The sequence below is a fragment of the Streptomyces sp. NPDC002734 genome (genome assembly GCF_040295685.1).
Taxonomy (GTDB): domain Bacteria; phylum Actinomycetota; class Actinomycetes; order Streptomycetales; family Streptomycetaceae; genus Streptomyces.
This window is the reverse complement of sequence record NZ_JBEOVU010000006.1, coordinates 172,749-198,695: the sequence shown is the minus strand read 5'-3', so window position 1 is coordinate 198,695 and position 25,947 is coordinate 172,749. Positions and strand designations below refer to the sequence as shown.

The following is a 25,947-nucleotide window of genomic DNA, read 5'->3' as shown; positions in this document are numbered from 1 at the left end:
GACCAAACGGCCGGTATCGAACGGCCGGTACGGACAGCCGGTGCCGAACAGCTGGTGCCGATCAGCCGGTACGCGCGGGATCAGTACTCGAACCGGTACCCCATGCCCGGTTCGGTGATGAAGTGCCGCGGGTGCGAGGGGTCCGGCTCGAGCTTGCGGCGCAGCTGGGCCATGTAGACGCGCAGGTAGTTGGTCTCGCGGGTGTACGTCGGCCCCCACACCTCCTGGAGCAGCTGCTTCTGGCTCACCAGGCGCCCGGAGCTGCCGATGAGGATCTCCAGCAGGTGCCACTCGGTCGGGGTGAGCCGCACGTCCCGGCCGTCCCGGCTGACCTTCTTGGCCCGCAGGTCGACGGTGAAGTCGCCGGCCTCGACGACGCCCTCCTCCGGGGCGTCCTCCGCCCCGACCGGCTCGGCGCGCCGCACCGCGGCCCTCACCCGCGCCATCAGCTCGTCCATGCCGAACGGCTTGGTGACGTAGTCGTCGGCCCCGGCGTCCAGCGCCGACACCTTCTCGTCGCTGCTGTGCCGCGCGGACAGCACGATCACCGGGACCCGGGTCCAGCCGCGCAGGCCCCGCAGCACCTCGACGCCGTCCATGTCGGGCAGCCCCAGGTCGAGGAGCACCACGTCGGGGTGGCGTTCCGCGGCCAGCCGCAGCGCCTGCGCGCCGTCGGCGGCGACGTCCACCGCGTACTGGCGCGCCTTGAGGTTGATGACGAGCGCCCGCGCCATCTGCGGCTCGTCGTCGACCACCAGTACCCGGGTCGGCCCGGCCCTGCGGGCCGCCTCCCCCGTGCTGCGCGGCATCGCGGTCGCCTCTCTCCGTCTCGCTCCGGTCGCCCGGCCCGGCGCTGCTCACCGGTCCTCCGGGAGACTACGCGCGCTCCCCGGCCGCCGCTCCCCCGGCCACCCCCGTGCGTGCGGCCGGAAGGGTGAGGACCATGGTCAGCCCGCCGCCGGGGGTGTCCTCGGCGGCGAGCGCCCCGCCCATCGCCTCGGCGAAGCCCCGGGCCACGGCGAGACCGAGCCCGACCCCGACGCCGCGCGGGGCGTCCCCGAGCCGCTGGAACGGCGCGAACATCCGCTCCTTGGTCTCGTCGGGGACGCCCGGCCCGCGGTCCACCACCCGCAGTTCCACGCGGTCGCCGTGCGCGCTGGCCGACACCCGCACGGGAGCGGGGTCGGGGCTGTACTTGACGGCGTTCTCCACCACGTTGGCGACCACCCGCTCCAGCAGCCCCGGGTCGACGGCGACCATCGGCAGCGACTCGGGCACGTCCAGCACCACCCGGTCCACCTGCTCGTGCGGCACCCCGGCGAGCGCCTTGGGCACCACCTCGTCGAGGTCGATCTCGCGGATCAGCGGGGCGACGGTGCCGGTGTGCAGCCGGGACATGTCGAGCAGGTTGCCGACCAGCTGGTGCAGCCGGTCGGCGCCGTCCTCGATGGCGGCGAGCAGCTCGGCCCTGTCCTCCTCGGACCACTCCACGTCCTCCGACCGCAGCGAGGAGACCGACGCCTTGATCCCGGCGAGCGGGGTGCGCAGGTCGTGGCTGACGGCGGCCAGCAGCGCGGTGCGGATCCGGTTGCCCTCGGCGAGCTCGCGGGCCTGTTCCGCCTCGCGCCGCAGCCGCTGGTGCTGGAGGGCGACGGCGGCCTGCGCGCCGAAGGCGGCGAGCACGCGGCGGTCCTCGGCGGGCAGCACCCGGCCGGACAGCGCCAGCGCCATCCGGTCCCCCACCGGCACCTCGACGTCGGCGTCCTCCGGACGGACCGCCACCGGCCCCGGTCCGACGCTGCCGGCGCAGGTCCACCGGGCGTCCGTCTCCTCGCGTTCCAGCAGGGCGGCCGACTGGAGGGAGAAGGTCTCCCGGACCCGTTCCAGGAGTGCCTGGAGCCCGCTGCCGCCGCCCAGCAGGCTGCCCGCGAGGTAGGAGAGGATCTCCGCCTCGGCGCGCAGCCGTACCGCCTGCTGGGTGCGGCGTGCGGCCAGGTCGACGGCGGAGGCGACGGCGACGGCGACCGACACGAAGACCGCGAGGGCGAGCACGTTGTGCGGCTCGGAGATGCTGAGGGTTCCCTCCGGCGGGGTGAAGAACCAGTTGAGCAGCACCGTGCCGACCGCCGCGGACGCCAGCGCGGGCAGCAGTCCGCCCAGCAGCGCGGCGGCGACGGTCAGGGCGAGGAAGAGCAGCATCTCGTTGGCCAGCCCGAGGGGGCCTGCCGAGCCGACGGCCAGCAGCAGGAGGGTGAGCAGGCCCGGGCCCACGACGCCGGTCACCCAGCCGGCCACCGTCCGGGACCGGCCGAGCCGGCTGCCGCGCGCCATCGGCAGGCCGCGGCCCTTGCCGGCCTCGGCGTGGGTGACCAGGTGGACGTCGATGTCGGTCCCGGAGTCGCGGGCGACCGTCGAGCTGACGCCGGGGCCCAGGACGTACTGCCAGGCCTTGCGCCGGGAGACGCCGAGCACGATCTGGGTGGCGTTCACCCCGCGGGCGAACTCCAGCAGGGCGCCGGGGACGTCCTCGCCGACGACGTGGTGGAAGGTGCCGCCCAGTTCCTCGACCAGGGTCCGCTGGAGGGCGAGCTCCCGGGGCGGAGCGGCCGGCAGGCCGTCGCGGCTGGCGATGTGCACGGCGAGCACCTCGCCGCCGGCCCCCTTCTCGGCGAGCCGGGCGGCCCGCCGGATCAGGGTGCGGCCCTCGGGCCCGCCGGTCAGCCCGACCACGATGCGCTCGCGGGAGCCCCACACGGCGGACACCCGGTGCTCGCTGCGGTAGCGGGTCAGGTACTCGTCGACGCGGTCGGCCACCCACAGCAGCGCCAGCTCGCGCAGAGCGGTGAGGTTGCCGAGGCGGAAGTAGTGCGAGACGCGGGCGTCGATCCGGTCCGGCGGATACACGTTGCCGTGGGCCAGACGGCGGCGCAGTGCGGGAGGCGACATGTCGACCAGCTCGATCTGGTCGGCGCGGCGCACCACCTCGTCGGGCACGGTGTCGCTCTCGCGCACGCCGGTGATCGACTCCACCAGGTCGCCCAGGGACTCCAGGTGCTGGATGTTGACGGTGGTGATCACCTCGATGCCCGCGTCGAGGAGCTCGGCCACGTCCTGCCACCGCTTCGAGCGCGGGCCGCCCGGGGCGTTGGTGTGCGCCAGGTCGTCGACCAGCGCGACGGCGGGGGCCCGGCGCAGCACGGCCGCGACGTCCACCTCGCCGTCCGGGCGGCGCGGCACCGTCTCCAGCCCTTCCAGCCGCTGCGCGGTGCGGGGGCGGTCCCGGTGTTCCACGACGGCGACCACGCAGTCCGTGCCGCGCTCCGCCCGGCGGTGCGCCTCGTCGAGCATGGCGCAGGTCTTGCCCACGCCGGGGGCGGCGCCCAGGTAGATGCGGAGTCGTCCGCGGGCGGGGGTCATGCGGCTGGTCCCTCTGCTTCTCGCTCGACAGCGCGTCCCCTCCAGTGTGGAGGCTGCGGGCCGGCGAGGGCGGGGAGGGGTGCGGGGCCGCGCGGGGGCGGGTGACGGTGCGGGGGGGGCGGGACGCCGCCGCGGGCCGCCGGGCCCGCCTCATCACCGCGGGCCCGCCCGGGGCCGCCTCAGCGCCGCGGGCCAGGCGGGCGCCGCGGGCCAGGCGGGTCCAGGGACCCGGCCCGGGGATCCAGGAGCGGCCCGGGGGCTAGGACCGATCTCGGACGGGTGCCGAGGAGCCGGACCACTCCGGGCGGGTCCGGGCGGGCCCCGGAGGTCGGGACGGACCCGTACCCGCCCGCCCCGGCGGATGACCGACGGACCCCGGGGACGCGCAGGCTCGCCCGGGGGGCGCCCGCGCCTCGGCACGACGACACCAGGCGGGTGCCGGTGGCCTGGACGGGGTCCGGGCGGGCCCTGACGGATCCCGGCGGGGCAGAACGGACCCCCTGCCCGCTCCGAGGGGTGGCCGACGGGTCCCGGGGGAACATCGGACGAATCCCGTACGGGCCCCGGATCAGGCGCGGCGGGCGACCGCCGCGTAGGAGGAACTGATGGTGTCCCCCTGCCCCGGGACCGGCTCGCCCAGCTCGGGGTGCCACTGTTCGGCGAGCACCACGCCGGGCTCCATCAGTTCCAGGCCGTCGAAGAACCGCGTGAACTGCTCTCGGCTGCGCGGGCTGGCGTTGTAGCCCCGGGCGCCTGCCGTGGCGGTGGCCTCGCGCACCTGCTCCTCCGAGTGAAAGTCGGTGGTGAAGTGCGACAGCACCAGGTAACTCCCCGGGCTCAGCGCCTCCTTGACCCGCTCGATCAGCCGGACGGCGCCGTCCTCGTCGCTCACGAAGTGGAGCAGCGCGATCAGCGAGATGGCGACCGGCCGGCTGAAGTCCAGCACCTTGGCGGCCTTCTCCAGGACGACGTCGATCTCCCGGGCGTCCGCGTGCAGGAACTCGACCGCGCCCTCGGGGGTGCCGCGCAGCAGCGCCTCGGCGTGGGCGAGGACGATCGGGTCGTTGTCGCAGTAGACCACCCGGCTCTCGGGCGCCGTCCGCTGGGCGATCTGGTGCAGGTTGGGCTCGGTCGGTATGCCGGTGCCGATGTCCAGGTACTGCCGGATGCCCTGCTCCGCCAGCCAGCGGGTGGAGCGGTGCATGAAGCCGCGGTTCATCTTCGCCATCAGCGGCAGGTTCGGCTCGATGGTGAGCATGTACCGGGCCAGTTCCTCGTCGACCGGGTAGTTGTCCTTGCCCCCGAGCATCCAGTCGTACATCCGGGCCGGGTGGGGCTTGCTGGTGTCGATCCTGGGGACGTCGGGCGTGCTGGACGTGGTGGGCGTGCTGTCGGCTCCGGACATGGCGGACTCCCCGGGGTGGGCGGAACGGTGAACGGTGACGTGATCAATCGGCAGGAATTCTAGGCGCGTTGGGGCGCCACCGCCGCAGGGTCGGCGATCCGGGGGCGCCCGCTGCGGGCCCGGCGCCGGACGTCCCCGCCGAAAACCGGAGGCGGCGGGCGCCCTCGGCGGGGCATCGTGGACGGACCGTCGCCCCCCCCCGCCGTCGCGGTCGCCGCCCGCGACCGCCAGGAAGGACCCGTCATGAGCTCCGCACCCTCCGACGCGACCGAGGCGGCCGACGCCTCCGACACGCCCGATCTCGTCCGCCTGCTCGCCGACACGACCCGGGCCCAGGTGTTCGCCGCCGTGGCGCTCGGGGCGCGAACCGCCACCGAGGCCGCGGAGGACGCCGGGGTCCGGCGGAAGGACGCGGTGCAGGCCGTGCAGCGGCTGGTGGACGGCGGGGCGCTGGCGCAGGAGGCGGCGGGGCTCGCCGTCGCGTACGCCCGGCTGCGCGAGGCCGCGCGCCGCCCGGCGGCCCCGGCCGTCGACCACGGCACGGGCGACGCGGCGACCGAGTCCCTGCTGGGCACCTTCGTGCGCGACGGGCGCCTGGTGCGCCTGCCCGCCCGCTGGGACCGCAAGCGGCAGGTCCTGCGCCACATCGCCGAGCGTTCCTTCGACGTCGACGTCGCCTACCCGGAACGCGCGGTGAACGAGCGCCTCGCCGCCTGGTGCGCCGAGGACGCCCCCGTCGACCATGTGACCCTCCGCCGCTACCTCGTCGACCTCGGCCACCTCGACCGCCACGACGGCGTCTACCGCCGCCGCGCCGACGACGCCCCGGCGGCGCTCTCCGACTGACGGGCCGGCAGCCCGACGGCCCGGCGGTCCCACAGGCCGACGACGCCCGGTTCACCGACCATCTCGACCAGGCAAGGAACGCGATCCGCCGATGGAGCCGACGCACGACGCGCACGTCCACCACCCGGCCGACGACCGGCCCCATCACCCCGACGACGACCGGACCGCCCTGCAGGTGCTGTTCGCCGTGCCGGTGGTGCTGCTGACCCTCGTCGCCGGGTTCTTCCTCTGGCTGGCCCTCGTGACGCGGCCGGACGGGCCGTGGGACGAGGCGGCGCACGGAGGGATCGAACTGGGGTGCGTATTGGCCATCCTCTCGGCGGGCGCGGTCGGGGCGCTGTGGCTGGCGCCGTCGGTGCGTGAGGTGATGCGGTGGTGGTGGCTGACGCCTGCACTGTTGGTCGGGGTCGCGGCGGCGGTGCGGTGGGTGGGCAGCGGGGCCTGAGGGAGGCCGGTGGGGCGGGTGGGGCGGGAGGCGAGTTCCGGCCAACCGCCGCCCGGCGCGGTGGTGGAAGTCCTGGGCGTCTGCATAATCGCGTGGCATGACGATCACGCACGGAGGGCCCCTGACGGAACTCGGCGCGGGGCTGTACGCCCTTCTGCCCGGGCGGCGCGGATGGGGCCTGGCCAACTGCGGGCTGCTGGTGGGTGAGGACTCCGCGCTGTGGATCGACAGCCCCTACGACCGGCGGCTGGCAGGTGAGTTCCTGGCCACCAGCCGTCAACTGCTGCCCCCAGGGGCGGACGTCGACCGGGTGGTCGTCACGCACGCCAACGGCGACCACCTGTGGGGCGCCTGCGTGCTGCCCGAGGCCCAGGTCGTCGCCACCGACGCGGCCCGGGCGCACCTGTGCCTGGAGCCCACGCCGGACCAACTGCACGCGCTGGCCGGGGCGGTGGACCCGGCGACGCCCTGGGGCGCGTACGTCCGGCAGCACTTCGGGGTCTTCGACTGGTCGGCGACCGAACTGCCCGCGGTGACCGAGACGTTCACCGGCGAGCACGAACTGACGGTGGGCCGGCACACGGTCCGTCTCGCCTCGCTGCCGCCCGGGCACACGGTCGGCGACCTGTTCGTCCATCTGCCGGAGCAGGGCGTGGTGTTCACCGGTGACGTGGTGTTCGGCAGCACGGCCGCGCAGCCCGGCGACCACCCGTCGCACTGGGCGGGCCCGCTGGGCAACCTGATCGCCTCCTGCGAACGGTTCCTGGCCACCGGGGCGCGGACCTTCGTGCCGGGCCACGGCCCGGTGCTGAGCGCGGCCGGGCTCAAGGTGCACATCGGCTACCTGGAGTACGTCGCCGAGCGGGCGCACGCCTTCCACGCCGCGGGCGTCCCCGCCGCCGAGGCCGCCCGCCGGGTGATAGCCGAGGGCAACTACCCCGAACTCGGCCTCCCCGAGCGGCTCGTCATCACCATCGGCAGCGAGTACCGCCACCTGGACGACGGCGACCACCCGGGGATGCTGCCGGTCATGCAGCAGGTGGCCCAGCTGGCCTGGGACCTGTCCGGCCGCTGAGGTCCCGCGGGGCGGTGCGTGCCCTGCGGGGCGGTGCGTGCCCTGCGGGGCGCCGCCGTGCCCTGCGGGGCGGTGGGCCTACCGCCCGCCGGCCACCCGCAGCACCGCGCCCGTCGTGTACGACGCGTCGTCCGACATCAGCCAGGCCACCGCCCCGGCGATCTCCTCCGGCTGCCCGGAGCGGCCCATCGGGGTGGTCTCGCCCATCCACGCGGGGCGTTGCGGGTCGGCGTGGAACTCGGTCCACACGGTGCCCGGGGCGACGCAGTTGACCCGGATGCCGTCGGCGGCGACCTCCTTGGCCAGCCCCACCGTCATCGTGTCCACGGCCGCCTTGGCCGCCGCGTAGTGGACGTACTCGCCGGGGCTGCCGAGGGTCGCCGCGGCGGAGGAGATGTTGACGATCGCGCCGCCCGACGCGGCGGTCATCTCCCGGACGGCACGCCGGGCGCAGAGCAGGTAGCCGAGGACGTTGACGCCCAGCGCGTCGCGCATGCCCTCCGGGTCGGCGTCGGCGAGCCGGCCCAGCGGGCCGCTGACGCCCGCGTTGTTCACCAGGCCGGTGACCGTTCCGAGCCGCTGTGCCGCGGTGTCGAAGAGCCGGTCCACCGAGGCCGCGTCCGAGGTGTCGACGGCGACCGGGACGGCCCGGACGCCGAGCGCGGAGACGTCGGCCGCCACGCGTTCGGCGGCGTCCGCGTCGGAGCGGTAGCCGATCACCAGGTCGTGGCCCTCGGCGGCGAGGCGGCGGCAGACCGCCGCGCCGATGCCGCGGCTGCCTCCGGTGACGACGGTGATCAGGGGTGCGGATGCTGTCGTGCCTGTCATGCGCGCCATGCTCGCAGGCCGGTGGGACCGCCCGGGCGCGGCCCCGTCCGGGCGCCGTGGTCGCAGGCCGCCTGGACCGCCCGGCACCGGGTGCCGACGCCAATCGATCATGGTTTTGCGTGAAGTCGCCCCGTGGCCGCGCTCCAGGCCCTAGCCTGACAGCCCGTCACCGAGGAAAGGGATCACGGATGCAGGTCACGATGGTGGGCACCGCGTACGCCGCGAAGGATCCGGCGGCCGCCGCCGCCTGGTTCGCCGAGCACTTCGGGTTCACGGTGAACATCGACCTCGGCTGGTACGTGAACACCCAGCACCCGCGGCACCCTCAGTACAGCCTGGACTTCGTCCGCGCGGACCACGAGTCGTGGCCGAAGGCGGCCCGCGGCAGGGAGGTCGTCGGCGCGCTGCTGGCGTTCCTGGTGGAGGACGTGGACGCGGAGCACCGGCGGCTGGCCTCCGCCGGGCTCGAGGTGGTGATGGACCTGGTGACCGAGCCGTGGGGGCAGCGGCGGTTCCAGGTGGCCGGGCCCGACGGGCTGCTGGTCGAGGTGCTCCAGCCGGTCGCCCCCGACCCTGAGTGGCTCAAGGCCAACGGCCTCGGCTGAGCGGGCCGCCCCGGTACGCGGCCCCGTTACGCGGACGGGGCGTAGGCAGGGAGACCCCGCCGGGTACATTCTCCGACGGCGCGGTCCCCTGCCCGCCCCACCGATCACAGAACGGGATCCCATGTTCGGACTGAGCGAGCTCGCCCTCCTCCTGCTCGTCGTCGCCGCCGTCCTCGCGGCGAAGAGGCTGCCGGACGTGGTCCGTTCGGCGGGCAGGTCGGCCCGCATCCTCAAGGCGGAGTCGCGTGCCCTGAAGGACACGCCCGCCCCCGGCGAGCCGAAGATCGTCCAGGGCGAGGTCGTCTCCCGCGACACCGCGGCCCCGGGCAACCCGACCGCCGGAGCCTGACGCCCGCCACCCGGCCGGCGCCGCACACCGGACCGCCGCGGCCCGACCGCACACCGATGGGCCCCGGCACACCCGGCACACCCGGCGAGAGGGCCTGACCGCACCGGGCGCCCCCGGAACCCGCCCCGGCCGGCCGGTCAGTCGTCCGGGCTCGGGAGGCGTTCCTCCGGCGGCAGCCGGCGGGCCAGCGCGTCCTCGGTGAGCGAGGCCTCGGCCAGCGAGGACGTGCGGTAGGTGGTGCGGCCCACGATCTGCCCGGTCACCGGGATGGTGAGCAGCTGGAACAACGCCACCAGGGCGAGCGGCACCGCGTACCGGGGCGCGTTCTGCAGCGCCGCGCCCAGCAGGATCATCAGCAGCCCCAGCGTCTGGGCCTTGGCCGCGGCGTGCAGCCGGCACACCGCGTCGGGGAAGCGGAGCACGCCGACCGAGGCCAGCAGGCAGAACAGCGCCCCGCCGATCAGCAGCACCGCCGAGGCCACGTCCAGGAAGACGCTCACCGCATGCCCTCCCGCTTCTCCACCAGGTGCGCCGCGGTGACCGAGCCAACGAAGGCCAGCAGGGTGACGGCGAGCAGCACCGGCAGCCCCGTGCCGTCCTCGCGCCGCGCGGCCTCCGCGGCGATGCCGGCCGCGAACAGGGTGACAAGCACGTCCAGGGTGACGATGCGGTCCAGCACCCCCGGCCCCTTCACCAGCCGCACCACCGTCAGCAGGGACGAGAGGCCGAGCAGGGCGAACACGACGTAGTAGACGACGGTCACGAGTCGTCCTTCCGGGACGGGGACGTGGGCGGGGGCGAGGACGGTGGAGGCGGCGGCACGGCGTCCGGGCCGTCGCGCCCCAGCGCGGCCACCAGCCGGCGCTCGTTGGCGAGCAGCTTGCGGCGGGCCACGTCGGCCTCACCGGAGGCGGCGACCAGCAGGACGTGGACGTAGAGCACGCCGCGGCGGCGGTCGATCTCCAGCACCAGGCTGCCGGGTGAGACGTTGGTGAGGAGCGTGGCGAGGGTCACCAGCAGGTCGCTGTCCGCGTCGAGCGGCATCTCCACGATCGCGGCCCGCACCCGGGGCCCGTGCCGTACAGCCGCCCAGGCGACCGCGGTGGCGGAGACGACGAGGTTGGCGACCAGCCGCCCGCACAGGGCGACCAGCCGCAAAGGGCGCACCGTCATCTGCCGGGAGACCGCCGGGAAGCGCGAGACGGCGAGCACCGACAGGGCGACGAGCAGGCCGCCGACGATCACCATTGGGCTGGGCGTGGACCAGAGCAGGATCCACAGCACCCACAGCCACAGCAGCGCGGGCAGTCGGCGCAGCAGGGAGCGGTTCACCGGCCGTCACCGTCCCCGGTCAGCACGGCGGTGCGGTATCCGCCCGGCTCCACCAGTTCGGTGGCGGCCCGCTCGCCCAGGTCGGCCAGCGGTCCCGCGGCCACCGCGAGGCCGAGTCCGGTCAGGCCCATGGCGACGGCCGCGGACATGGTCAGCATCATGCCGGGCCGGCCCCGCAGCGGGAGCGGGTCGCCCTGTCCGGGGGCGAACGCCCCGCGCCACACCCGGACCATGGCGTACAGGGTGAGCACGCTGGTGACCAGCGCCGCCCCGGCCAGCAGCCAGGCCGCGACCCCGCCGTGCGCGGCGGCGGCCCGCAGCAGCGCGAACTTCGCGATGAAGCCGGACAGCGGCGGCACGCCGGCCATGCTGAGCGCGCCGAGCAGGAAGAGCACCCCGGTGAGGGGGTGCACCCGGCGGGCTCCCTCCCCGCGTTCCATCCGGGAGAGTTCGGCCGTCCCGGCAGCGTTGACGATCAGGCCGGCCACCAGGAAGAGGGTGGCCTGCACGGTGATGTGGTGGAGGATGTACAGGATCGTGCCGGTGAGTCCGGCGACGTCGGAGAGCGCCAGGCCGAAGATCATGAAGCCGACGTGGCTGACCAGGGTGAAGGACAGCAGGCGGTTGATGTCGTCCTGGGCGACGGCGCCGAGGATGCCGACGAACATGGTGGCCACCGCCAGCACGGTCGCCACCCACCAGGCGCCGTCCCGCGGGAAGACCAGGCTCTCGGTGCGCACCATCGCGTACACGCCGACCTTGGTGAGCAGGGCCGCGAAGACGGCGGTGATCGGGGCGGGCGCGGTGGGATAGCTGTCCGGCAGCCAGAAGTGCAGCGGCACCACGGCTGCCTTGATGCCGAAGACCACCAGCAGCATCAGGCTCAGCGCGGTGCGCAGCCCCGGCGGCAGCCGTTCCGCCTGGACGGCCAGGTCGGCGAGGTTGACCGTGCCGGCGGCCGAGTAGACCAGGCCGAGGGCGGTGATGAACAGCAGCGACGAGGTGAGGCTGGTGATCACGTACGTCATGCCGGCCCGCACCCGCCCGGCGCCCGCGTCGAGGGTGATCAGCACGTAGGACGCGGAGAGCAGCATCTCGAAGGCGACGAACAGGTTGAACAGGTCGCCCGCCAGGAAGGCCAGCGCGATGCCGGCCACCAGCACCAGGTAGGACGGGTGGTAGGGCACGGTGATGCCGGGTCCGCGGTCGGCGTTGTCCTGCCCGACGGCGAAGAGCAGCACCGCGAGGGCGACCAGCACGGCCAGCGCCAGCAGCATCGTGGCGAGCAGGTCGGCGACCAGCACGATGCCCACCGGCGGCGCCCAGTCCCCGGCGGCCACCACCACGGTGCCGTCCCGTTCGACCATCACGAGCAGCGCGATCGCGTCGGCCAGGACGACGGCGAGCGCGGTGAGGGTGACGGTGCGCTGCCGGTCGGTGCTGGCGGACACGATCAGGGAGAGGCCGGCCGCGAGCAGCGGGACCAGCACGGGGACGGCGACCAGGGCGAGGATCATCCGGCGTCACCCCGGTCGTCGGCCGGCAGGTGCGGCGTGGGGTCGTCGTCGGCGCGCTCCCCCACGTCGCCGATCCGCCGGTCCTCCGGGTCGTCCTGCACCTCGTCGTGGCCGGTGAGCCGCCAGGAGCGGTGGGAGAGGGCGAGCAGGAAGGTGGTGACGCCGAAGGTGATGACGATCGCGGTGAGCGCCATGGCCTGCGGCAGCGGGTCGGAGTAGGCGCTGACGTCGACGTCACGGCCGCCGCCGGTGACGACGGGCGGGTCGCCGAGGGGCCCGCCGGCCTCCAGGAGCAGCAGGTTGGCGCCGTGGCCGAGCAGGATGATGCCGAGCACGACGCGCATCAGCGAGCGCTGCAGCAGCAGGTGGACGCCGGCCGTGAACAGGCCGCCGACGACCAGCGCCATGGTGAGGTCGAGGCTTCTCACGGGCGCCTCCCGCCGGCCGTGCCGGTTCCGGTGCCGAGCTGGGGCACGGGGGCGCGCAGGGAGGTGCCGGCGGCCGAGAGCAGGGTCAGGATCACTCCAAGGATCAGCAGGTAGACGCCGATGTCGAAGACGAGGCTGCTGCTGGTCTTCACCTGGCCGAGCACCGGGAGGTGCCAGGTCCACAGGGAGGTCGTCAGCAGGGGCTGCCCGAAGGCGAGCGGGGCGAGGCCGGTGACGGCGGCCAGGGTGAGGCCGGTGCCGATCAGGTGGCCGGGGCGCAGCGGGACGGCGCGCTCGACGTCGCCCGACCCGGCGACCACGTACCGCAGGATGTACGCCTGCCCGGCGACCAGGCCGCCCGCGAACCCGCCGCCGGGCCGGTAGTGGCCGGAGAGCAGCAGGAAGAGCGAGACGACGAGGATGGAGGGGAACAGCAGCCGGGTGACGACCTCCATGAGCACGGAGCGTTCGGCGCCGAGGAGGTCGGTGCTGCCGGGCAGCCAGTGTTCGCGGGGCTCGTCCCAGCGGGCGGCGGCGGGGAAGTCGGAGGGCTCCTTGGGCTCGCCGGGCGCGGTGCGCCGGCCGGTCCCGCCGGCGTCCGCGGCCCCGTCCTGCACGGTGCCGTCCTTGGCGGTCCCGTCCTGCGGGGTCTCGTGCCGCGCGGTCTCGTCCTGCCTGCTCTCGTCCTGCCGGGTGCCCAGCCGAATGAGGCTGATGACGCCGAGGGCGGTGACCATCAGGACGGCGATCTCGCCCATGGTGTCCAGGGCGCGGAAGTCCACGATGATCGCGTTGACGACGTTGTTGCCGCCGGTCTCGCCGACCTTGCGCAGGTACTCGCCGGCCGGTCCGGCGTTCTGCCGTCCCTGAGGGGCGGTCAGCGCGAACCCGGCGACGAACACCCCGACGAGGACGGCGACCGCGGCCCGGCTCCAGCGTCCCAGCACGCTGCTGGAGGCGGGGGTGAAGCGGGACGGCATCCGGCGCAGCACCAGGACCACCACGACCAGGGTGAGCGACTCGACCAGGAACTGGGTGAGCGCCAGGTCGGGCGCGCCCTGCACCACGAACAGTCCGGCCACGGCGTAGCCGACGGCGCCGGTGACCAGGACGGCGGCGAGCCGGTGCTTGATCACCGCGGCGCCGGCGGCGGCGATCAGCACGGTGAGCGCCAGAGGCAGTTCGGCCGGCGTGTACCAGGCGCGGATCTCGTGCAGCGGCGGCATCTCGTGCAGCACCGCGATCGACGGGAGCAGGACGACGGTGAGCAGGATGGCGGTCAGGTAGAGCGGGAGCGAGCCCACCTGGGTGTACCGGGTGAACACGACGGCGCCGTGGTGCAGGGCGACCATGATGCGCCGGTAGCAGCGCTCGGCGTCGGGCAGCCGGGGAAGACGGCGCAGCAGCCGGGAGAACGGCCGGCGGGCGGCGTGCAGGGCGAGGCCGAGCACCACGATCAGCAGCGCCAGCCACACGCCGAGGGTCCAGCCGTGCCAGAGCTCCGCGTGGAAGGGCTTGCCGGTCTCGGGGTACTGGTCGGCGTACGGCGCGGTCAGCGCGTCGACCGCCGGGTAGCCGATGCCGGCCACCAGCCCGAGCAGGGCCAGCGCGGCGGCCGGGGCGAGGAAGAGGGGCCGGGGCGCCTCCACCGGACCGCTGGGGCCGCGGTCGCGCTTGGCCGCGAAGCCGCCCTGAAGGAAGCGGGCGGTGTAGGTGACGGTGAACACCGAGCCCAGGCACAGGGCGGCCGTCGCCCACGCGTCGCCGGTGATCTCGCCGTGCAGCAGGGCCTCGAGGGCGCCGTCCTGGGCGATCCAGCCGATCGTCGGCGGCAGCTTGGCCATCGACGCCCCGGCGAGCAGGGCCACCCCCGCGAGGACGGGCAGCGCCCGGCCCAGGCCGGACAGCTCGCGCAGGTCGCGGGTCCCGGTCTGGTGGTCGACGATGCCGACCACCATGAACAGCGCGCCCTTGAACAGCGCGTGGGAGAGCAGCAGCACCGCCCCGGCGACCGCGCCGGTGCGGGTGCCCATGCCGAAGAGGGCGATCATCATGCCGAGTTCGCTGACCGTGCCGTAGGCCAGCAGCCGCTTCATGTCGGTCTCGCGCAGCGCCCGCCAGGCGCCGACCACCAGGGTGTACAGGCCGACCGTGAGGACCAGGGGCCGCCAGGCGGTGGTCTCCGCGAAGCCGGGGGCCAGCCGGGCGACGAGATAGACGCCGGCCTTCACCATGGTGGCGGCGTGCAGGTAGGCGCTGACCGAGGTGGGCGCGGCCATCGCGGCGGGCAGCCAGGCGTGCAGCGGGAACTGGGCGGACTTGGCGAACGCGCCGACCAGGATCAGGACCAGGGCGCAGGTCACCGTCGCGCCGGGGGGCGGCGGGTCGGCGAGCAGGGCGGAGATCCGGTAGGTGCCCGCCGCCTGGCCGAGCATCACCAGGCCGAGCAGCATGGCCAGACCGGCGGCGACGGTGGTCAGCAGGGCCTGTTCGGCGGCCCGCTGCCGGTCGCCGCCCTCCCGTCGTCCGGCGATCAGCAGGAAGGAGGCGACGGAGGTCAGTTCCCAGAAGACGTAGAGCAGCAGCAGGTGGTCGGCGAGGACCAGACCCAGCATCACCGCGGCGAACGCCAGGAGCAGTCCGGCCTCCCGGCCGTGGCCGAGGTGGTGGTAGTAGGCGGCGTACGTCATCACGGCGACGCCGACGCCGGTGACCACCAGGGCCATCATCAGGGAGAGCGGGTCCAGGCGGAGCGCGATCTCCAGGCCGAGCGCCGGGGACCAGGCGTAGGTCTCGGTGTACGTCGTGCCGTCCAGCACGGAGGCCGTGCGGGTGAGCAGCCAGGCGAGCGAGCCGGCCAGCACCAGGGCGGCGACCGCCCACACCCCGCGGCCGATGCGCCGCGCGGCGGCGGGCAGCGCGGCGGCGCACGCCAGCTGCGAGAGCACGACGACGAGCACGCGACCTCCGGACGCTGGGCAGTGTTGCCTCCGGTTCCCTGATCGCCCCAGCCTTAACGCCCTGACCTCGCCCCGCCCGCCGCACTGCCCTGTATGGCCCAGCCCTCTCCCCCACCGGAGGACCCGTCGGCGGAGCACCCGTCACCGCAGGATCCCCCGACGGAGGACCCGTCACCGCGGGACCCGGCGACGGGCGGTGCCGCCGGGGGTCCCGGCCCGGGTGCGGCCCCGCGGCTCAGCCCGCGATCGCGGCGGCGCGCAGCAGCGTGGCCTCGTCGACCGCGTCCGCGGCGGTGGCCGGCACCGTGCAGGCGTGGGCGCCGGCGACCGCGCCGAGGCGTCCGCACCGCTCGGCGTCCTCGCCGCGCAGCCAGCCGTACAGGTAGCCCGCCGCGAAGGCGTCCCCCGCGCCGTTGGAGTCGACGACCGGAGCGGGCGGGACGGCCGGGGCGATCCGGCGGACCGTGCCGTCGACCAGCTGGAGCGCGCCGTCCGCCCCGGCGGTGACCACCACCACCCGTGCCCTGCCCTGCTCGGCGATCCGGCGCATGGTGGGCAGCGGGTCGGCGGGAAGCGCGGCGGCCGAGCAGAACACCACGTCGGCGGCGAGCGCGAACGGCAGATGGTGGGCGGCCTCGCCGTCCCAGTCGTGCAGGTCGGTGGAGACGGTGACGCCCGCCTCCCGCAGCACCGGCAGGGCGTCGGCCGCGGGCTGGGTGATGGAGACGTGCGCGTGCCGGGCACGCCCCGCCAGGGCGGCGACCGTCTCCTCGGGGTAGCGCCCGCCGCCCCGGCTGCCGTCGTAGAGGGAGGCCCGGCGGCCGTCCGGCCCCACCAGGTTGACGGCCCGCCGGGTACCGGCCGGGGCGTGCGGCGCGGTGAGCGCGATGCCGTGCTCACGGTGGAAGGCGCGCACCAGCTCGCCCTCGGGGTCGTCGCCCACCACGTCGAGGTGGTGGACCCTCAGGCCGAGCCGGCTCAGGCCCAGCGCGACGAAGTCGCCGGTGTGCCCGGCCCGTGCCAGCACCCCCTCCACCAGCCGGCTGTCCGCGTCGGGCAGGGGCAGTTCGGGCACGTACACGATGGTGTCCACGCCCGCGCCGCCGAGGACCAGTACGTCGAGGTCGTCCTTGGTTCGCTCCATCCGCCCATCCTGGCGTGACCTGCCGCGCGGCTGGGCAGGTACCCCGTACGGCCGTGAGGCCGTACGGGACGGAAACGCGGAGGAAGCCGGACATGAGCGTCGTGGCGTGGGTGGTGCTGGGGCTGGTCGCCGGGGCGATCGCCAAGGTCCTGATGCCGGGCCGCGACCCGGGCGGGCTGATCGGCACCACGATCATCGGTGTGATCGGCGCGTTCCTCGGCGGGTGGCTGTCCGCCCGGTTCTTCGACCGCCCGGTCGACCAGGACTTCTACGACCCGGCGACCTGGGTGTCGGCGGTCGGCGGCGCGCTGGTCCTGCTGGTCCTCTACCGCGTCTTCTTCGGCCACTCCCGCGAAAGGGGCTGACGCCGGCCGCGAGCGGGGCCGATGCCGGGCGGGGCAGGCGCCTCAGGCCGGCCGGTAGGTGGCCAGCGACCAGATGATGAACACGTCCAGGGCGACGAGCAGCACCGACCACACCGGCGCGTAGGGCAGGAACATGAACTGCTCGACGATGCTGAGCACCGCGAGCACCAGGCCGGTCACCCGCGCCCACTCCTTGCCGCCCAGCAGCCCGACACCGGTCACCAGCAGGAGCGCGCCCACGATCAGGTGCACGACGCCCCAGTCGGTGAGGGTGAACTCGAAGACGTAGGAGCCGATCCGGCCGTACACGTCGTCGCCGGCGAGCGCCGCGATGCCCTGAAGCACCGTCACCGTGCCCGAGACGCCCAGCAGCACGCCGGCGAACGTCGTCCCGCTCGCCGCCAGCAGCTGCTTCCCGGGGTCCGCCTGCCTGTTCATACCCGATCCCTCCGCCGTGACGTCCGCTCCTGCCGAGCCTGCGTCGCCCTGGGGTGCGCGGCATTCCAGGAGCGGCGGACGGGCTAACGGCGGGCGCTCCGGCGGATAGCGCACCACACTGCGGTCGCCTCGTGTGCGGAGCGCGGGAATTGGCGGCCACCCACCCCTCACATCACGACTTTGGTTAGGCTAACCTAAGCTCGTCGCCCTGGGGCACCTCTCCCGGGCGTGCGACCCCTTTCGTGGTGTTTTCAGTTCCTTCGCCCCTTCAGGAGCATCCGCAGCCATGCCTCCCTTCAGAGCCGACCGCCCGCACCGTCCGCACGGCCGCATGGGCAAGCTCGCCGCAGCCACCGCCGGCGCGGCGCTCACCATCGGCGCGCTGACCTCCCCGGCGCTCGGCGCGGGCCCGACCGGCGACCTCGGCCTCACCACGCAGGCGACCGCCGACGCCGCCCCCTCGGTCTCCCTGGGCTCCCCGTCGGTGACGGCGGGCGCGCAACTCCCGTTCACGGTGGAGGACTTCCCGGCCGGCGCGACCCTGACGGTCAAGCTGGACAAGCAGACGGTGCTCGGTCAGTTCACCGTCGGGGACGACGGTTCCGTCTCCGGCTCGCTCACCGTCCCGGCCACCGCCGCCGAGGGCACGCACACCCTGCACTTCCTGGCCCCGAACACCTCCGTCCCGGTCACGTTCGGGGTCCGGACGCCGGCCGCCGAGCTCCTGTCCTCCTCGGTGCGGGCCGGCGACAGCGTGCCGTTCCGCGTGACCGGCTTCCCGGCCGACGCGAAGCTGAGCGTCAAGCTCGACGACGCCTCCCTGATAGGCCAGTTCACGACCGGCTCCGACGGCTCCTTCTCCGGCAGCGTCACGGTCCCCGAGGGCACCGAGGCCGGTGAGCACTGGCTGCGCTTCCTGGCCACCGGCACCAGCGTCAAGAGCTCCGCCCTGACGGTCACCCGGCCCGCGCCCGCCGCCCCGAAGATGGTCGTCACCGCGGGCTCCTCGGTCGCCGCCGGCGGCAAGGTGTCCTTCAGCCTCTCGGGCTTCGTCCCCGGCCAGAAGATCACCGTCAAGCTGGACGACGACGCGATCCTCAAGCAGTGGGAGGACGCGGTCGCGGCCGACGGCACCTTCTCCGGCACCGTCACCGTCCCCGCCGGCACCGCCAAGGGCGCGCACTGGCTGCGCGTGCTGGCGCCGAACCCCTCCACCAGCCTGCGGGCCGACTTCACGGTGACCTCCACCGGCGGCGGCTCCGGCTCGGGCGGGTCCACCGGCGGCTCCACCGGCGGGTCGACGGGTGGCTCCACGGGCGGCAGCGGCGGGTCCACGGGGGGCGGCGGCGGTTCGACCGGCGGCTCCACGGGCGGGTCGACCGGAGGCTCCGGCTCCACCACCGGCGGCACCAGCAGCGGCGCCTCCGCCTCGATCACCGCCGGCTCCAGCGTCAAGGCGGGCGGCAAGGTCTCCTTCCGCGTCAGCGGCTTCCCGGCCGGCCGGCGCCTGACCGTCAAGCTGGACGACTCCGACATCATCGGCCAGTGGACCATCGGCTCCGACGGGTCCTTCTCCGGCAGCGTCACCGTCCCGGCGGGCACCACCAAGGGCGCCCACTGGCTGCGCTTCCTCGCCCCCAACCCCTCCACCAGCCTGCGCGCCGACTTCACCGTCACCGACGGCGCGGAGCCCGGGTCCGCCACCACGGGCGGCTCCACCACCGGCTCCGGCGGCGCCGCCGGCGGCGGCACGCAGGAGATCCCGGCCGCGACCGGCGCTCCCGCCTCCGCCTCCAACTCCTCCGGCGCCAAGGCCGAGATCACCGCCAGCGAGGTGCAGCCGGGCGGCAGCATCCACTTCAAGGTGACGAAGTTCCCGAAGAACGAGACCGTCACCATCAAGCTGGACGACGACGGCATCCTCGGCCAGTGGAAGACCGACGCGGACGGCTCCTTCGAGGGCGACGTCGAGGTCCCCGCCGACACCGCGGTGGGCAAGCACTGGTTCCGCTTCCTCGCGCCGAACCCGCCGACCACGCTGAAGGTCGACTTCACCGTCGTCGCCGCGGGCGCCACCGCCCCGGCCGCGATCGACTCCACCGCCGCGCCCGAGACCCTGGCCGGCGCCGCGACGGCGGCCACCACCACCGTCGCCTCCCCGGTCTCCTACACCACCATCGCCTGGTCCACGGCCGGCGGCGTGGTCGGCGGAGCGGCGGGCGCCGCGGCCGCCGGCTACCTGGTGCTGCGTCGCTCCCGTCCCCAGGCCGGCCCCGCCCAGGGCTCCGAGGCCCCCACGGCCGGCTGACCCCCGTTCCACGACCGCTCCCCCGCGCACGGCACTCCCACCACGCGCCCCTCCCTTCCGTCAGGAGATCGACCCTTCATGAACTCCGCACGCCTCCGCCTCCGCCTCGCCGCCGCCGTCGCCGTGGCCGCCGCCGGTCTCACCCTCACCGCCCCGGCCTCCGCCACGCCGTTCACGCCGGCACCGGCCACCGTCGAGACCACCGCCCCGGTGTGGAAGGGCCTCTACCAGACGGCCTACTCCGAGCGGAACGACGTCCTGTGGGCGACCGCGTCCACCGGCCGTCCGCCGGTCACCCAGACCGCCCTGCTGAAGCTCGACCCCGACACCCTCGAGGTCCTGGACACCTTCACCCCGCCGGTGGTCGACGCGACGACCGGCGCCCGCGAGGCCGTCTACGGCGTCGACGTGGACGACGAGAACAACACCGTCTGGGTCACCAACACCCGCGACAACGGCGTGGCCGTCTACAGCCAGCGGACCGGCAAGCACCTCGCCTCCCTGCCGAACGTGGGCCACGCCCGTGAGGTCGTGGTGGACGAGAAGCGCGACCTGGCCTGGGCCACCTCGTACAACAGCGGCGAGGTCGTCGCCTTCGACACCGACACCTTCGAGGAGAAGAAGCGCATCGCCGTCGAGGGCGCCGGCTTCATGGGCCTGGCCCTCGACGAGAACACCGGCAAGGTGTACGCGAGCGACCTCAACAACCCGCGCATCGCGCAGTTCTCCCCGTACAAGGACGAGATCGTGAAGTTCCACCCGGCCGGCGCCGGCGCGATCTCGGTCTCCCTGTCCCGCAACGGCCGGACCGCCTACACCACCAACCAGACCGACGGCACCGTCTCGGTCGTCAACCTGAACACCAGCACCGTCACGGCCACCATCCCCACCGGCGCGGGCGCGCTCTCCGTGGCCACCGACGAGCGCACCGGCAAGCTGGTCGTCGCCAACCGCGTCGCCGCCACCGTCTCGGTCGTCGACCCGCGGACGGGCGCGGTGCAGGACCTGCCGACGCAGAAGAACCCGAACCACGTGACGGTCGTCGACGGCACCGCCTACGTGCTCGACAAGTCGGGCGCCGGCGCCGACGGCTTCGACCTCGGCTACCGGATCGACCTCGGTCACTGATCCCGCCGCGTCCGCCGGCCGGTCCACGCGACGGATCCCCGCAACCGCCCTCCCACGGCTGCGGGGCTCCGTCGCTCCCGTGTCCGGCCGGACCGTCACCCGCGGCCGGCCCGGTTCACTCCCCCGACACCGCGACCAGGCGGCCGACGACGCCGCCCTTGGCCAGCCGGTCCAGTCCGTCGGAGATCTCGTCGAAGGTGATCGGAACCAGCTGCGGGGCGAGTTCTCCTGTCGCCATCAGGTCGTAGACGCCCTTGACCGCGTCCATGTCGCCGCCGCAGGAGCCGCGCAGGATCACGGACTTGAGGATCAGCGTCTTGGTGGAGATGGTCGACTCCAGCCGGCCCATGCCCACCTGGACCACGGTGCCGCCCGGGCGGATCGCCTCGATCGCTCCGGCGGTGGTGGTGCCGAATCCGGCGTAGTCGACGATGACGTCGAGCTCCCTGTCGGCGAGCTCGGTGACGTCCTTGACGATCTCCTTGACGCCGATCTCCCGGCCGAGCTCCCACACCTGCTCGTTGGGCTCGGCGGCATAGACCTCGCAGCCCGTCAGCACCGCGATCCGGGCGCCGATCTGACCGAGGCCGCCCAGGCCGATGACACCGACCTTGTCGCCCTTCTTGATGCCGCCCTTGGCGACGATCGCGTGGTAGGCCGTCATGCCGGAGTCGGTGCCGGCCGCGCCCTGCGCGAACGAGACCGGGTCCGGCAGCGCGACCAGCGTGGCGGCCGGAACGGCGCACTTCGGCGCGTAGCCGCCGTCGAAGGCGTAGCCGACGGCGCCGTGGCCCTCGACGGTCGGGCAGACGCCGACGCGGTCGCCGGCCTTCCAGCCCTCGACGCCCTCGCCGACCTCGGTGATCACACCGGCGACCTCGTGGCCCGGGGTGATCGGGCGCTTGGCCAGCAGGTCGAGCCAGCCCTCGTCCTCCATGAGGCCGACGTCCGAGTGGCACAGGCCCGCCGCCCTGACCTCGAGGACGACCTCCCCGGGGGCGGCCTTCGGCTCGGGGACCTCGTGGAGCACGAGGGGCTGATGGGTGTCGGTGAACTGCCAGGCCTTCATCGGACCGGCCCTCCTGTTGCGAGTGGTGCGGTGGTACGCGACGACCGATGCGCCGTCGCTCCTCGTACGCTACGCCTTTCTGTCCGATCGAGACAACAAGTCCGAGTCAGACACAAATCGCCTGCCCTCCGCCCGGCACCGTTCCCGACGCTCCGCGACGGCGCGATAACCTCGTCACGGCAGGCCCGACACCCGGATCCACCTGCGCGAACAGCGAGAAGGGCAAGGCATGGCGGACAGCGCCACCGACTCCCCCGGTGCGGCCGGCGGCTCACCCGGCGCGACCGGCGGCCCCCGGCGGCCGGGCCGTCCTCCGCTGACCGAGCGCCGCAAGGAGGCCACCCGCCTGGAGATCGCGCACGAGGCGGTGCAGCTGTTCGTGGAGCGAGGCCTGGCAGCCACCTCCTGGGACGACATCGGCCGCGCGGTCGGCGTCTCCACCCGCACCCTCAGCCGCTACTTCGGGCGCAAGGAGGAGTGCGTGCGGCCGCTGCTCACGGTGGCCGTGGAACGGTTCGTCGCCACCTTGCGCGCCTGGCCGGCCGAGCGCCCGCTGCACGAGATCACCGGGCCGCTGTGGCCGCCGGCCGACTCCGATCCGGACATGGGCCGGCTGCGCGACCTGCTCCGGCTGACCCGTGCGGAGCCCGGGCTCCGCACGGTCTGGCTGGATCTCCACTACGAGGCGGAGCGCGTCATGGTCCCCCTGCTCGCCGAGCGCACCGGTCCGCACGCCGACCCCGCGCAGGTGCGGGCCCTCGCCCTCGTCGTCAACGGCACCCTGCGCCTTGCGGTGGAGCTGTGGGTCGACCAGGACGGCGCGGAGCCCTACGCGGACATCGTCCACGGTCTGCTGCGCCGCACCGTCCCGCCGGCGCTGGAGGGCGCCGGGGACGACGGGAGCTGAGGACCGGCCGAGGGTCGCGCCTCAGGCGTCGCAGCGGATCAGCAGCAGGGCGATGTCGTCGTAACGCGGCCCCGACGCGTGCGCGTGCCGCAGCAGGCTCTCCGCCGTCCCGTCCAGATCGCCGGTGTCGGCCTCGGCCAGCGACCGCGCCAGCTCCTGGATCGAGGCGTCGATCTCCGTGCCGGGCTTCTCCACCAGACCGTCCGTGTACAGGGCCAGCACCGATCCCGGGTCGAAACCGAGCGTCCTGGTCCGGTAGACGTGGTCGCTCTCCACGCCGAGCAGCAGCCCCTGCGGCAGCTCCACCGTCCCGGTGCCCCCGTCGGGCCGCCGCAGCAGCGCCGGCACGTGTCCCGCGGTGACCATGCGGACCTGATGGGCGGGCAGGTCGAACTCGGCGTAGGCGCAGCTCGTGAAGCGTTCCGCCTCCAGGTTGGCCAGCAGGGTGTTGGCGCGCCGCATCACCTCGCCCGGCGGGGCGCCGGCGACGGCACGGACCGCCGTGCGCACCTGCCCCATCAGCGCGGCGGCCTCCGTGTCGTGTCCCTGCACGTCGCCGACCGTGGCCGCGGCGGCGCCCTCGTCGCCCCAGCGGATCACGTCGTAGAAGTCGCCGCCGATCCCGGACCCGCGGGTGCTGGGCAGGTAGCGGGCGGCGAAGGTGAGACCGGGCACCTCGGGCAGCCGGCTGGGCAGCAGCGAGGACTGCAGGTCCAGGGCCAGCCGGTGCTCGGTGTCGGAGACCAGGGTCCGGTCCAGGGCGGGCGCGATGAGACCGGCGAGCGAGACCAGCAGGCTGCGTTCGGCGGTGGAGAACAGGTGGGGCTCGCGGTAGCCGAGGACCAGGCAGCCCATCCCCCGCCCGTCGGACACCAGCGGCATCAGGGCCCAGGCGGCCATCCCGTCCGGGACCTGCCGGGAGGGGGGCAGGTCGCGGCAGAGCTCCTCGACCGACGCGTAGAAGCGGGGGCGGTGGTCGCCGAGGGCGTGCATCACGGGCTCGTCCGCGGTCAGCGGCTTCCCCTCCAGGTTCCGGCTCCCGGCCTCGTTCAGGCCGGCCGTGTCGAGGACGGTGAGCCGGCCCTCCTGGACCTTGGCGAGGACGAAGCCGTCCGGCCCGAAGGCCGGGACGACCTGTTCGCGCACCAGCCGGATCACGTGCTCGGCCGACGCCGCCTCGGCCAGCGCGGCCGAGAGATGGGTCAGGTGGTAGAGGTCGCCCGGTTCTATGCCGGACGGCTGCCCCCGGGTCCCGCTCCGGGGCAGGGACGGCTCACCGGCCATGTCGGCGTCCATGACGCGGACGGCGGTCCCGGTCTCGTGCGCGAAGAGCAGGAAGCCCAGGCGGCGCCCCGACGGCGTGGTCACGTTGAAGCCGACGGGCCGGCGGGTGACCACGGAGGCGCGGTACTGCGCCTCGTAGACGGGGTCCCGCAGCCACGGAAGCATGGAGTCGGGCCGGTGTCCCAGCGCGGTGTGGGCGTCGATCTCCAGCAGCCGCGCGGCGGCCGGGTTGAGGTAGACGACCCGGCCGTCACGGTCCAGGGCGCAGACCCCGGCCGGGATCCGCTCCAGCGCGTCGTACGCCGCCCGGGCGGCCTCGGGGGCGGGTTCGTCCCGTCGGAGCGGCGTGACCTTGTGGATCGTGTCGAAGGGCGGCAGGCCGGCGCCGGAGGCCTCGCGTTCGTCCAGGACGCGCGCGACACGCCCGCAGGCGTCCTGCAGCGACCGCAGTTCCGCCGGGGTCAGGTGTCCGGCGTGGGTCACCGGCAGGAGCACCGAGAGCACGCCCCAGGTTTTGGTGTGGCCGACGATCGGGAGCGCGGCCAGCATGACGTCGTAGGGCATGATCAGGCCGATCGAGGGATAGCGCAGCGCCATCTCCTGCTGGTCGGGCAGCCAGACGAAGGCCTTCCGGCGCCAGGCGTCCGCCGCCGGCGCCGAGGCGTCCAGCGGGATCGTCATCCACGGACGCAGGAGGCTGGTGGTCCCCCCGGCGACGGCGACGAGTCTCAGGGCGCTCTCGTCGGGGGACGCCAGGTGGACCGTGCCCACCGAGGCGGCCGTGTCCCTCATGACCGTCGCCAGGGCGGTCCCCAGCGTCCCGGTGACCGTCGGGGCGGAGGCCCCGGTGCCGATGTCTGTCATGCGTGTCCCCTGGCAGTCGCCCGGAACCGGCCAGGGAGGCCGCGGCCTCTCCACCGGCGTCCGGGGCGAACGGACGGGGCGAACATCACCCCATTTGCCCGTATTGCACGAGATCAACGGTAGCAGCGGCCGCTCGACCCGGCGCTGCGGGAGCGCGACCGCGCCCTCCGGCCCGGCGACGGCCTTCCCCGGCGTCGGCGGCACATCCGCGCCCTGGCGCCGGAAGCTGCGCACGGGGGAACCCGGCCGCCGCCGACATGCCCGCCGGACCGGGCCGGTCTACGGTGCCCGTGCGGATGTTTTTCACTTCCCCTCAAGATCGTCCGGGACGGCCCCCGCCCCCGGACCGGCCGCGGCCCCACGGGCCGGCCGCACACCAGGAAAGTGAGCCCGACTGTGAGCACCGACTACGCCACCGAGTTCGCCGGACGCGCCGCCCTCGTCACCGGAGCGGCCTCCGGCATCGGCCTCGCCATCGCCCGCCGCCTCACGGAGGGCGGCGCCAAGGTCGTGATCGCCGACTACAACGCCGAGGGCGCCGAGCAGGCGGCCGCCGATCTGAGGAACGGCGGCTCCGAGGCGGCCGCGTTCACCGTGGACGTCTCCGACGCCGCCTCCGTCGAGGCCGCCGTCCGCTTCACCGTCGACACCTTCGGCGGCTGCCACCTGGGCGTCAACAACGCCGGCATCGGCGGCGACAGCGCGCCCACCGGCGAGCAGGCGCTGGAGAACTGGGACCGGGTGGTGCGCACCAACCTGGACGGCGTCTTCTACTCGATGCGCTACCAGATCCCCGCGATGGAGCAGGCCGGCGGCGGCGCGATCGTGAACGTCTCCTCGATCCTCGGCTCGGTGGCCTTCCAGGGCTCCGCGGGCTACGTGGCCGCCAAGCACGGGGTGCTGGGCCTGACCAAGTGCGCCGCCGCCGAGTACGCCACGAAGAACATCCGGATCAACTCCGTGGGACCCGCCTTCATCGAGACCCCGCTGCTCGAGAACCTGGACCCGGCCGCGCGTGACGCGCTGGTGGGCCTGCACCCGATCGGCCGTCTCGGCCGGAGCGAGGAGGTCGCCGAACTGGTGGCCTTCCTGCTGTCCGACCGGGCCTCCTTCATCACCGGCAGCTACCACCTGGTGGACGGCGGCTACACCGCGCTGTGAGCACCTTCCCGCGAGGGGCGCGAACGCCCGTGGGGCCGCCTCCTTGCAAGGAGGCGGCCCCACGGGCGTCAG

24 protein-coding genes are annotated in these 25,947 nt (G+C 74.4%); 10 read left to right on the top strand and 14 right to left on the bottom strand.

Annotated elements, in window-relative coordinates; genetic code table 11:
• Positions 1 to 80: 80 nt before the first annotated feature.
• The 3 genes from ABT026_RS08350 to ABT026_RS08340 all read right to left on the bottom strand — a co-directional run bounded on the left by ABT026_RS08350 (position 81) and on the right by ABT026_RS08340 (position 4,822).
• Positions 81 to 809 (bottom strand): response regulator, encoded by a 729-nt coding sequence (locus ABT026_RS08350; RefSeq protein WP_351113307.1) that lies wholly within the window; start codon positions 807 to 809, stop codon positions 81 to 83.
• Positions 810 to 876: 67 nt separating this feature from the next.
• Positions 877 to 3,417 carry a sensor histidine kinase gene (locus tag ABT026_RS08345; RefSeq protein WP_351113305.1) on the bottom strand — a complete coding sequence of 847 codons (2,541 nt, stop codon included), beginning with the start codon at positions 3,415 to 3,417 and terminating at the stop codon, positions 877 to 879.
• Positions 3,418 to 3,985: 568 nt separating this feature from the next.
• Entirely contained in the window at positions 3,986 to 4,822 is an 837-nt protein-coding gene (locus ABT026_RS08340) for an SAM-dependent methyltransferase (protein ID WP_351113304.1), read from the bottom strand.
• 243 nt (positions 4,823 to 5,065) lie between these two features.
• Between ABT026_RS08340 and ABT026_RS08335 the strand changes: the two genes are divergently transcribed.
• The 3 genes from ABT026_RS08335 to ABT026_RS08325 all read left to right on the top strand — a co-directional run bounded on the left by ABT026_RS08335 (position 5,066) and on the right by ABT026_RS08325 (position 7,188).
• Positions 5,066 to 5,668: a DUF2087 domain-containing protein gene (locus tag ABT026_RS08335; RefSeq protein ID WP_351113303.1), complete on the top strand. Its 603-nt coding sequence runs from the start codon at positions 5,066 to 5,068 to the stop codon at positions 5,666 to 5,668.
• A 91-nt stretch (positions 5,669 to 5,759) separates the two neighbouring features.
• The gene (locus tag ABT026_RS08330; protein WP_351113302.1) at positions 5,760 to 6,113 is read left to right on the top strand and encodes a hypothetical protein; all 354 of its coding nucleotides are present in this window, start codon (positions 5,760 to 5,762) and stop codon (positions 6,111 to 6,113) included.
• Positions 6,114 to 6,210: 97 nt separating this feature from the next.
• Positions 6,211 to 7,188, top strand: coding sequence for an MBL fold metallo-hydrolase (locus tag ABT026_RS08325; RefSeq protein ID WP_351113301.1), 978 nt, complete (start codon positions 6,211 to 6,213; stop codon positions 7,186 to 7,188).
• Positions 7,189 to 7,266: 78 nt separating this feature from the next.
• On the opposite strand, the gene ABT026_RS08320 is transcribed toward ABT026_RS08325, so the two are convergent.
• Positions 7,267 to 8,025, bottom strand: coding sequence for an SDR family NAD(P)-dependent oxidoreductase (locus ABT026_RS08320; RefSeq protein ID WP_351113300.1), 759 nt, complete (start codon positions 8,023 to 8,025; stop codon positions 7,267 to 7,269).
• A 179-nt stretch (positions 8,026 to 8,204) separates the two neighbouring features.
• On the opposite strand from ABT026_RS08320, the gene ABT026_RS08315 reads away from it, so the two are divergent.
• Positions 8,205 to 8,621: a VOC family protein gene (locus tag ABT026_RS08315; protein ID WP_351113299.1), complete on the top strand. Its 417-nt coding sequence runs from the start codon at positions 8,205 to 8,207 to the stop codon at positions 8,619 to 8,621.
• 121 nt (positions 8,622 to 8,742) lie between these two features.
• On the top strand, positions 8,743 to 8,970 hold the full coding sequence (locus ABT026_RS08310; protein ID WP_351113298.1) for a twin-arginine translocase TatA/TatE family subunit: 228 nt from the start codon (positions 8,743 to 8,745) through the stop codon (positions 8,968 to 8,970).
• Positions 8,971 to 9,107: 137 nt separating this feature from the next.
• Here ABT026_RS08310 and mnhG read toward each other — a convergent pair whose 3' ends face one another.
• From mnhG to ABT026_RS08275, 7 genes are all read right to left on the bottom strand, one after another.
• The gene (gene mnhG, locus ABT026_RS08305; RefSeq protein ID WP_351113297.1) at positions 9,108 to 9,470 is read right to left on the bottom strand and encodes a monovalent cation/H(+) antiporter subunit G; all 363 of its coding nucleotides are present in this window, start codon (positions 9,468 to 9,470) and stop codon (positions 9,108 to 9,110) included.
• A complete protein-coding gene (locus ABT026_RS08300; protein ID WP_351113296.1) occupies positions 9,467 to 9,733 on the bottom strand; it encodes an MrpF/PhaF family protein in 267 nt (88 codons plus the stop codon). Before ABT026_RS08300 ends, mnhG begins: the two co-directional genes overlap by 4 nt.
• Complete coding sequence (locus ABT026_RS08295) at positions 9,730 to 10,302, bottom strand: Na+/H+ antiporter subunit E (RefSeq protein ID WP_351113295.1); 573 nt, start codon at positions 10,300 to 10,302, stop codon at positions 9,730 to 9,732. The genes ABT026_RS08300 and ABT026_RS08295 overlap by 4 nt, the downstream gene beginning before the upstream one ends.
• Positions 10,299 to 11,819 (bottom strand): Na+/H+ antiporter subunit D, encoded by a 1,521-nt coding sequence (locus tag ABT026_RS08290; protein WP_351113294.1) that lies wholly within the window; start codon positions 11,817 to 11,819, stop codon positions 10,299 to 10,301. Before ABT026_RS08290 ends, ABT026_RS08295 begins: the two co-directional genes overlap by 4 nt.
• Entirely contained in the window at positions 11,816 to 12,247 is a 432-nt protein-coding gene (locus ABT026_RS08285) for a Na(+)/H(+) antiporter subunit C (protein ID WP_351113293.1), read from the bottom strand. The genes ABT026_RS08290 and ABT026_RS08285 overlap by 4 nt, the downstream gene beginning before the upstream one ends.
• On the bottom strand, positions 12,244 to 15,207 hold the full coding sequence (locus ABT026_RS08280; protein ID WP_351113292.1) for a Na+/H+ antiporter subunit A: 2,964 nt from the start codon (positions 15,205 to 15,207) through the stop codon (positions 12,244 to 12,246). Before ABT026_RS08280 ends, ABT026_RS08285 begins: the two co-directional genes overlap by 4 nt.
• A 235-nt stretch (positions 15,208 to 15,442) precedes the next feature.
• Entirely contained in the window at positions 15,443 to 16,351 is a 909-nt protein-coding gene (locus ABT026_RS08275) for a PfkB family carbohydrate kinase (protein ID WP_351113291.1), read from the bottom strand.
• A 92-nt stretch (positions 16,352 to 16,443) separates the two neighbouring features.
• On the opposite strand from ABT026_RS08275, the gene ABT026_RS08270 reads away from it, so the two are divergent.
• The gene (locus ABT026_RS08270) at positions 16,444 to 16,716 is read left to right on the top strand and encodes a GlsB/YeaQ/YmgE family stress response membrane protein (RefSeq protein WP_351113290.1); all 273 of its coding nucleotides are present in this window, start codon (positions 16,444 to 16,446) and stop codon (positions 16,714 to 16,716) included.
• 42 nt (positions 16,717 to 16,758) lie between these two features.
• Here ABT026_RS08270 and ABT026_RS08265 read toward each other — a convergent pair whose 3' ends face one another.
• Positions 16,759 to 17,154 (bottom strand): DUF7144 family membrane protein, encoded by a 396-nt coding sequence (locus ABT026_RS08265; protein WP_351113289.1) that lies wholly within the window; start codon positions 17,152 to 17,154, stop codon positions 16,759 to 16,761.
• A 286-nt stretch (positions 17,155 to 17,440) separates the two neighbouring features.
• Here ABT026_RS08265 and ABT026_RS08260 point away from each other — a divergent pair, with 286 nt between their 5' ends.
• Both ABT026_RS08260 and ABT026_RS08255 read left to right on the top strand, forming a co-directional pair.
• Complete coding sequence (locus ABT026_RS08260) at positions 17,441 to 19,462, top strand: carbohydrate-binding protein (protein WP_351113288.1); 2,022 nt, start codon at positions 17,441 to 17,443, stop codon at positions 19,460 to 19,462.
• A gap of 78 nt (positions 19,463 to 19,540) precedes the next feature.
• Positions 19,541 to 20,590: a YncE family protein gene (locus ABT026_RS08255; protein WP_351113287.1), complete on the top strand. Its 1,050-nt coding sequence runs from the start codon at positions 19,541 to 19,543 to the stop codon at positions 20,588 to 20,590.
• A gap of 115 nt (positions 20,591 to 20,705) precedes the next feature.
• On the opposite strand, the gene ABT026_RS08250 is transcribed toward ABT026_RS08255, so the two are convergent.
• Positions 20,706 to 21,659, bottom strand: coding sequence for a zinc-binding dehydrogenase (locus ABT026_RS08250; RefSeq protein ID WP_351113286.1), 954 nt, complete (start codon positions 21,657 to 21,659; stop codon positions 20,706 to 20,708).
• 229 nt (positions 21,660 to 21,888) lie between these two features.
• On the opposite strand from ABT026_RS08250, the gene ABT026_RS08245 reads away from it, so the two are divergent.
• The gene (locus ABT026_RS08245) at positions 21,889 to 22,566 is read left to right on the top strand and encodes a TetR/AcrR family transcriptional regulator (RefSeq protein WP_351113285.1); all 678 of its coding nucleotides are present in this window, start codon (positions 21,889 to 21,891) and stop codon (positions 22,564 to 22,566) included.
• 21 nt (positions 22,567 to 22,587) lie between these two features.
• Here the strand turns inward: ABT026_RS08245 and ABT026_RS08240 are convergent, their stop codons facing one another.
• Complete coding sequence (locus ABT026_RS08240; protein ID WP_351113284.1) at positions 22,588 to 24,714, bottom strand: SpoIIE family protein phosphatase; 2,127 nt, start codon at positions 24,712 to 24,714, stop codon at positions 22,588 to 22,590.
• 384 nt (positions 24,715 to 25,098) lie between these two features.
• Between ABT026_RS08240 and ABT026_RS08235 the strand changes: the two genes are divergently transcribed.
• Positions 25,099 to 25,875 (top strand): SDR family NAD(P)-dependent oxidoreductase, encoded by a 777-nt coding sequence (locus tag ABT026_RS08235; RefSeq protein ID WP_502967921.1) that lies wholly within the window; start codon positions 25,099 to 25,101, stop codon positions 25,873 to 25,875.
• Positions 25,876 to 25,947: the final 72 nt, after the last annotated feature.